At 63.7% G+C, this 6,157-nt stretch carries 4 protein-coding genes; 3 read left to right on the forward strand and 1 reads right to left on the reverse strand.

What is annotated here, in order from left to right; all coding sequences use genetic code 11:
• The first annotated feature begins 123 nt into the window (after positions 1-123).
• The 3 genes from FJ973_RS17420 to FJ973_RS17430 all read left to right on the forward strand — a co-directional run bounded on the left by FJ973_RS17420 (position 124) and on the right by FJ973_RS17430 (position 4,656).
• Positions 124-693 carry an NADPH-dependent FMN reductase gene (locus FJ973_RS17420; protein ID WP_140497272.1) on the forward strand — a complete coding sequence of 190 codons (570 nt, stop codon included), beginning with the start codon at positions 124-126 and terminating at the stop codon, positions 691-693.
• A 346-nt stretch (positions 694-1,039) separates the two neighbouring features.
• On the forward strand, positions 1,040-3,511 hold the full coding sequence (gene gyrB, locus FJ973_RS17425) for a DNA topoisomerase (ATP-hydrolyzing) subunit B (RefSeq protein ID WP_140512864.1): 2,472 nt from the start codon (positions 1,040-1,042) through the stop codon (positions 3,509-3,511).
• Between the two features lie 227 nt (positions 3,512-3,738).
• Positions 3,739-4,656 carry a hypothetical protein gene (locus FJ973_RS17430; RefSeq protein ID WP_140497276.1) on the forward strand — a complete coding sequence of 306 codons (918 nt, stop codon included), beginning with the start codon at positions 3,739-3,741 and terminating at the stop codon, positions 4,654-4,656.
• 70 nt (positions 4,657-4,726) lie between these two features.
• Here FJ973_RS17430 and FJ973_RS17435 read toward each other — a convergent pair whose 3' ends face one another.
• Positions 4,727-6,127, reverse strand: a complete 1,401-nt coding sequence (locus FJ973_RS17435; protein WP_140512860.1) for an NAD(P)(+) transhydrogenase (Re/Si-specific) subunit beta — start codon at positions 6,125-6,127, stop codon at positions 4,727-4,729.
• Between the last annotated feature and the right edge of the window lie 30 nt (positions 6,128-6,157).

Raw genomic sequence — 6,157 nt, forward strand, 5'->3', positions numbered from 1 at the left:
GGACGGAGCGATGCTCCCATCATCTGATTGTGACCGCTCGCCAAACGGCGCGGTCTTGTCCATGACGGCGCTCTGCCGTAGGTCACAGTCACCAACAGATACCGTCAATCGAAGGAGCCCGCCTTGAAGCACCAGTTGAACATCATCATCGGCAGCACCCGGCCGGGCCGGGCCGGGCCGGTTTTCGCTCACTGGCTGGAGCGGTTCGCGCGCGAGCACGGCAAGTTCGAACCGGTGCTGACCGACATCGCCGCCTTCGATCTGCCGGTGCTGGACGAGCCGCACCATCCCAGGCTCGGCAACTACCTGAACGATCATACCAAGGCCTGGTCGAAGGCCGTCGATGCCGCCGACGCTTTCGTCTTCGTGGCACCGGAATATAATTACTTCGTCGCACCGGCCATCGTGAACGCGATCGACTATCTCTCGCGCGAATGGAAATACAAGCCCGCCGCCATCTTCAGCTATGGCGGCGTTTCCGGTGGCCTGCGCGCAGCACAGGCGCTCAAGCCGCTGCTGACCTCCGTCGGCGTCATGCCGGTTCCGGAAGGCATCGCGCTGCCGCTGTACCAGAAGCTGCTGGGGACCGACGGCTCCTTCGAAGCGAGCGAGCAGGTGCAGGGCGGGGCAAGAACCATGCTGGAGGAGTTGCTGCGCTGGAGCGAGGCGCTGAAGCCGATGCGCGCCGGCTGATGCAAGCCGGCTCGCCCGCGCCGTAGACAGGCGGAATGTCGGCAAACGACCGAACCGTGGGCGGTTCGGCCTGCGTTTGCCATGCGCTTTGCTGCTGATGCTTTTGATGGCCGCCATCGCGGCAGCCGGCGCCAAGATAGAAGTTCACGATCAAAATTCCTGCGCGACCGGCTGGCTAAGGTCAAAGCCTCTCGCCAATAGCTGGCCGACGGTGCGCTTTTCCGCCCGGAAATGCCTGCAAACCTTGGAAAAACCACCTTTAACGCCTATATCTAGGCCATATTGAAAGCGCGATTCGGGGGCGATTTTTCGCGCTCCACCAGCCGCCTCTAGACAACAGGTTTTCATGAGCGACCAGACTGAGAACGCCAACGGCGCCGAAGCCGAATACGGCGCAGATTCCATCAAGGTTTTGAAGGGCTTGGATGCCGTCCGCAAACGGCCCGGCATGTATATCGGCGACACCGATGACGGTTCGGGCCTGCATCACATGGTCTATGAGGTCGTCGACAACGCCATCGACGAGGCACTGGCCGGTCATGCCGATCTCGTCACGGTGACGCTCAATCCCGACGGTTCGGTCACCGTCATCGACAATGGGCGCGGCATTCCCACCGATATCCATCCCAGCGAAGGCATTTCGGCAGCCGAAGTGATCATGACGCAGCTGCATGCCGGCGGCAAGTTCGACCAGAACTCCTACAAAGTGTCCGGCGGCCTGCACGGCGTCGGCGTCTCTGTGGTCAACGCCCTGTCGGCCTGGCTGAAGCTCAAGATCCGCCGCAATGGCAAGATCTTCGAGATGAGCTTCACACACGGCAATGCCGACGCGCCGCTGAGCGTTACCGGCAGCTATGAACAGGACAAGCAGCCCGGCACCTATGAAGGCCGCAGCGGCAGCGAGATCACCTTCTTTCCGTCGTCCGAGACCTTCACGATGGTCGAATTCGATTTCGGCACGCTGGAGCATCGGCTGCGCGAGCTTGCGTTCCTGAATTCGGGCGTGCGCATCGTGCTGACCGACGCCCGCCACGCCGACGTCGTGCGGCATGAGCTGCACTATGATGGCGGCCTGGAGGAATTCGTCAAATATCTCGACCGGGTCAAGAAACCGCTGATCGACAAACCGATCGCCATCAGGGCCGAGCGCGACGGCATCACCGTCGAAGTGGCCATGTGGTGGAACGACAGCTACCACGAGAATGTGCTGGCCTTCACCAACAACATCCCGCAGCGCGACGGCGGCACCCATCTCGCCGGTTTTCGCGGCGCCCTGACGCGTCAGATCACCGGATATGGCGATTCCTCGGGCCTGACCAAGAAGGAAAAGGTCTCGCTGATCGGCGACGATTGCCGCGAGGGGCTGACGGCAGTGCTGTCGGTCAAGGTTCCCGACCCGAAATTCTCCTCGCAGACCAAGGACAAGCTGGTCTCCTCGGAAGTCCGGCCCGTGGTCGAAGGGCTGGTCAACGAGGCGCTCGGCACCTGGCTCGAAGAACATCCGAGCGAAGGCAAGGTCGTGGTCGAGAAGGTGATCCAGGCCGCGGCGGCGCGCGAGGCCGCGCGCAAGGCGCGCGACATCACCCGCAAGACCTCGCTGGGCGTCACCTCGCTGCCCGGCAAGCTTGCCGACTGCCAGGAACGCGATCCGGCGAAGTCCGAGATCTTCATCGTCGAGGGCGACTCGGCCGGCGGCTCCGCCAAGGGCGGCCGCTCGCGCCAGAACCAGGCCATCCTGCCGCTGCGCGGCAAGATTCTCAATGTCGAGCGCGCCCGCTTCGACCGCATGCTCAGTTCCGACATGATCGGCACGCTGATCACCGCGCTCGGCACGTCGATCGGCAAGGACGAATTCAACGCCGACAAGCTGCGCTACCACAAGATCATCCTGATGACCGACGCCGATGTCGACGGCGCGCATATCAGGACGTTGCTGCTCACCTTCTTCTTCCGGCAAATGCCGGAATTGATCGAACGCGGCCATCTCTATATCGCCCAGCCGCCGCTTTATAAGGTGACGCGCGGCAAGAGCTCGCAATACATCAAGAACGAAAGCGCGTTCGAGGAATTCCTGATCGGCTCGGGACTAGAAGAAGCCTCGCTCACGCTCGGCTCCGGCGAGGTTCGCGCCGGACAGGACCTGCGGGCGGCGATCGACGATGCGCTCGCGGTGCGCCAGCTCATCAACGGCCTGCACACGCGCTACAACAGAGGCGTCGTGGAGCAGGCGGCGATCGCCGGCGGGCTCAATGCCGACGTCGTCGCCGATCTTGGCCGCGCCAATGCGATGGCGGAGCGGATCGCGCAACGTCTCGACATCATTGCCGAGGACACCGAGCGCGGCTGGACCGGCCGGATGTCGACTTCGAATGAGGGTATCGGCGGCTATGTCTTCGAACGCACGGTGCGCAGCGTCAAGGAATACGCCCATCTCGATATGGCGCTGATCAATTCAGCCGATGCGCGACAGCTCGATCGCTACGCGCAGCGGCTCAGCGACGTCTATGGAGCGCCGCCCGTGCTGCGCCGCAAGGATGTCTCGGAACCCATCTCGGGACCGTTGGCACTGCTCAACGCGGTGTTCGCGACCGGCCGCAAGGGCCTGACCATGCAGCGCTACAAGGGCCTGGGTGAGATGAACGCCGAGCAGCTTTGGGAAACCACGCTCGATCCGAACGTGCGTTCGCTGCTGCAGGTCAAGGTGAACGACGCCACCGACGCCGACAGCCTGTTCTCGCGGCTGATGGGCGACGAGGTCGAGCCGCGGCGCGAGTTCATCCAGGACAACGCGCTGTCGGTGGCCAATCTGGACATTTAATCCGGAGTCATCCCGGGACCATTGGCGCGCGTCGGTCGCGCCAGTGTTTCCCTTGCGAGATTCATTCGAACCGCCGGAACGGAAGCTTCTTTCCAGCATTGTGACAGTATCGATCACAATTCCTGGCGAAGGAGGCTCCCATGGGACGCGGCATCTTGCTCTGGTTACTCGGGGTTCCAATCCCGATCATCCTTCTCATCATGCTTTTCGCGCGATAGGGGGCTGTCATGCAGTCCACCCTGTCGATCACGGATGATCCCGGCGCGGTGGAATCGTCCGCCACCGCTATCAGCTGGGGTCCGATCATCGCCGGTGCCTTCGCCGCCTCGACATTGACCTTCATCCTGATGCTGCTCGGCTCCGGCCTGGGGTTGAGCATGGTCTCGCCATGGTCGGGCTCAAGCGCCTCTATCACCAGCTTCGCGGTTTCGACCGCGGTCTGGCTGATCGTCGTGCAATGGCTGTCATCCGGCCTCGGTGGCTATCTTGCCGGCCGGCTGCGCACCAAATGGGTGGGCGTGCATACCGACGAGGTTTATTTCCGGGATACGGCTCATGGCTTCCTGGCATGGGCGCTGGCGACGCTGCTGGTCGTCGGCGTACTCGGCTCGGCGCTGTCGGCGGCTGTGGGTTCCGGCGTCCAGGCTGTATCCAGCGTGGCCGCCGGCGCCGCCCAGGGCGCTTCGGCCGGTGCATCGGCCAATGCAGGCGGGGCATCGACGGACAATGCCACATCCTATCTGGTGGACTCGTTGTTCAGGCCGGCGGACGCGGCGAGACTGGCGGCAGCCAATCCGCAAAACGACGCGGCGGCGGCGGCGCAGGCATCGCGCATCCTGGTCGCCAGCGCTGCGGCTGGCGAGGTTTCGCCCGAGGACAAGACATACCTGTCGCAGCTGGTCGCGGCACGCACCGGCCTGTCGGAAGCAGACGCCAAGACGCGTGTCGATACGCTGCTGGCAAAGGCGCAGGACGCCAAGGCCAAGGCCCAGCAGGCGGCCGATACCGCCAGGAAGGCGAGCGCCACATTTGCGCTTCTCGGCGCCCTGTCGCTGGTCATCGGCGCCTTCATCGCCAGCGCCGCGGCCGCCCTCGGCGGCAGGCAGCGCGACGACGAGGAGGCCGTGTTCCTGACCAGCCGTTGAACATCGTCCCAAGTCCAAAACTGAAGAAGCCCGGCGAGCCGGGCTTCTTCATGCGGACGATCTGACCGGGTCAGTGATCCATGGCCTTGACGATTTCCTCGGTCATCTTCTTGGCGTCGCCGAGCAGCATCATGGTGCCGTCCTTGTAGAACAGCGTGTTGTCGATGCCGGCATAGCCGGAGCCGAGCGAGCGCTTGACGAACAGGCAGGTGCGCGCCTTGTCGACGTCGAGGATCGGCATACCGTAAATAGGTGAGGACTTGTCATCCCGCGCGGACGGGTTGGTGACGTCGTTGGCGCCGATGACATAGGCGACGTCGGCCTGCGCGAATTCGGAATTGATGTCCTCGAGCTCGAACACTTCGTCGTAAGGCACGTTGGCTTCGGCCAAGAGCACGTTCATGTGGCCCGGCATGCGGCCGGCCACGGGGTGGATGGCGTATTTGACGTCGACGCCATTGGCCTTGAGCTTGTCGGCCATCTCGCGCAGTGCGTGCTGCGCCTGGGCGACGGCCATGCCGTAGCCAGGCACGATGATGACCTTCTGCGCGTTCATCATCAGATAGGCGGCGTCATCGGCCGAGCCCTGCTTGACCGTGCGCTCGATCCCATCATCAGCGCCCGCGGCTGCGGTCTCACCACCGAAGCCGCCGAGGATGACGGAGATGAAGGAGCGGTTCATGCCCTTGCACATGATGTAGGACAGGATGGCACCCGACGAGCCGACCAGGGCGCCGGTGATGATCAGCGCCAGATTGCCGAGCGTGAAGCCCAGAGCCGCGGCCGCCCAGCCGGAATAGGAATTCAGCATCGACACCACGACCGGCATGTCGGCGCCGCCGATGGGGATGATGAGCAGCACGCCCAGCACCAGCGATGCGGCAACGATGAGCCAGAAGACGAGCTTCGATTCGGTGGTGACCAAAAGCACGATCAGCACGACCAAGGCGATGCCAAGCGCGATGTTGATGAAATGGCGGCCGCCGATCATGATCGGCTTGCCGGACATACGCCCGTCAAGCTTCAGGAAGGCGATGACCGAGCCGGTGAAGGTGATGGCGCCGATGGCCACACCCAGGCTCATTTCGACCAGCGCCTGGGCGTGGATGTCGCCCGCCGTGCCGATGCCGAAGCTTTCCGGCGCATAGATGGCGGCCGCCGCCACCATCACGGCGGCAAGGCCGACGAGCGAGTGGAAGGCGGCGACCAGTTGCGGCATCGAGGTCATGGCGATGCGCCTGGCCGTGACGGCGCCGACGCCGCCGCCAATGGCAAGGCCGAGCACGATCAGGCCGAAGCGTCCGGCCGATGGCGTGGCCAGCGCCAGCGTGGTGGCGATGGCGATGCCCATGCCGATCATGCCGTAGAGATTGCCCTGCCGGCTGGTGGTCGGGTGCGACAGGCCGCGCAACGCCAGGATGAAGAGAATGCCGGAGACCAGATAGAGGAAGGAGGCGAGATTGACGGTCACGTCACTTGTCCTTCTTCTTGTACATTGCCA

Origin of the sequence: Mesorhizobium sp. B2-1-3 (assembly GCF_006442495.1) — a bacterium.
In the GTDB taxonomy this organism is placed as follows: Bacteria; Pseudomonadota; Alphaproteobacteria; order Rhizobiales; family Rhizobiaceae; genus Mesorhizobium.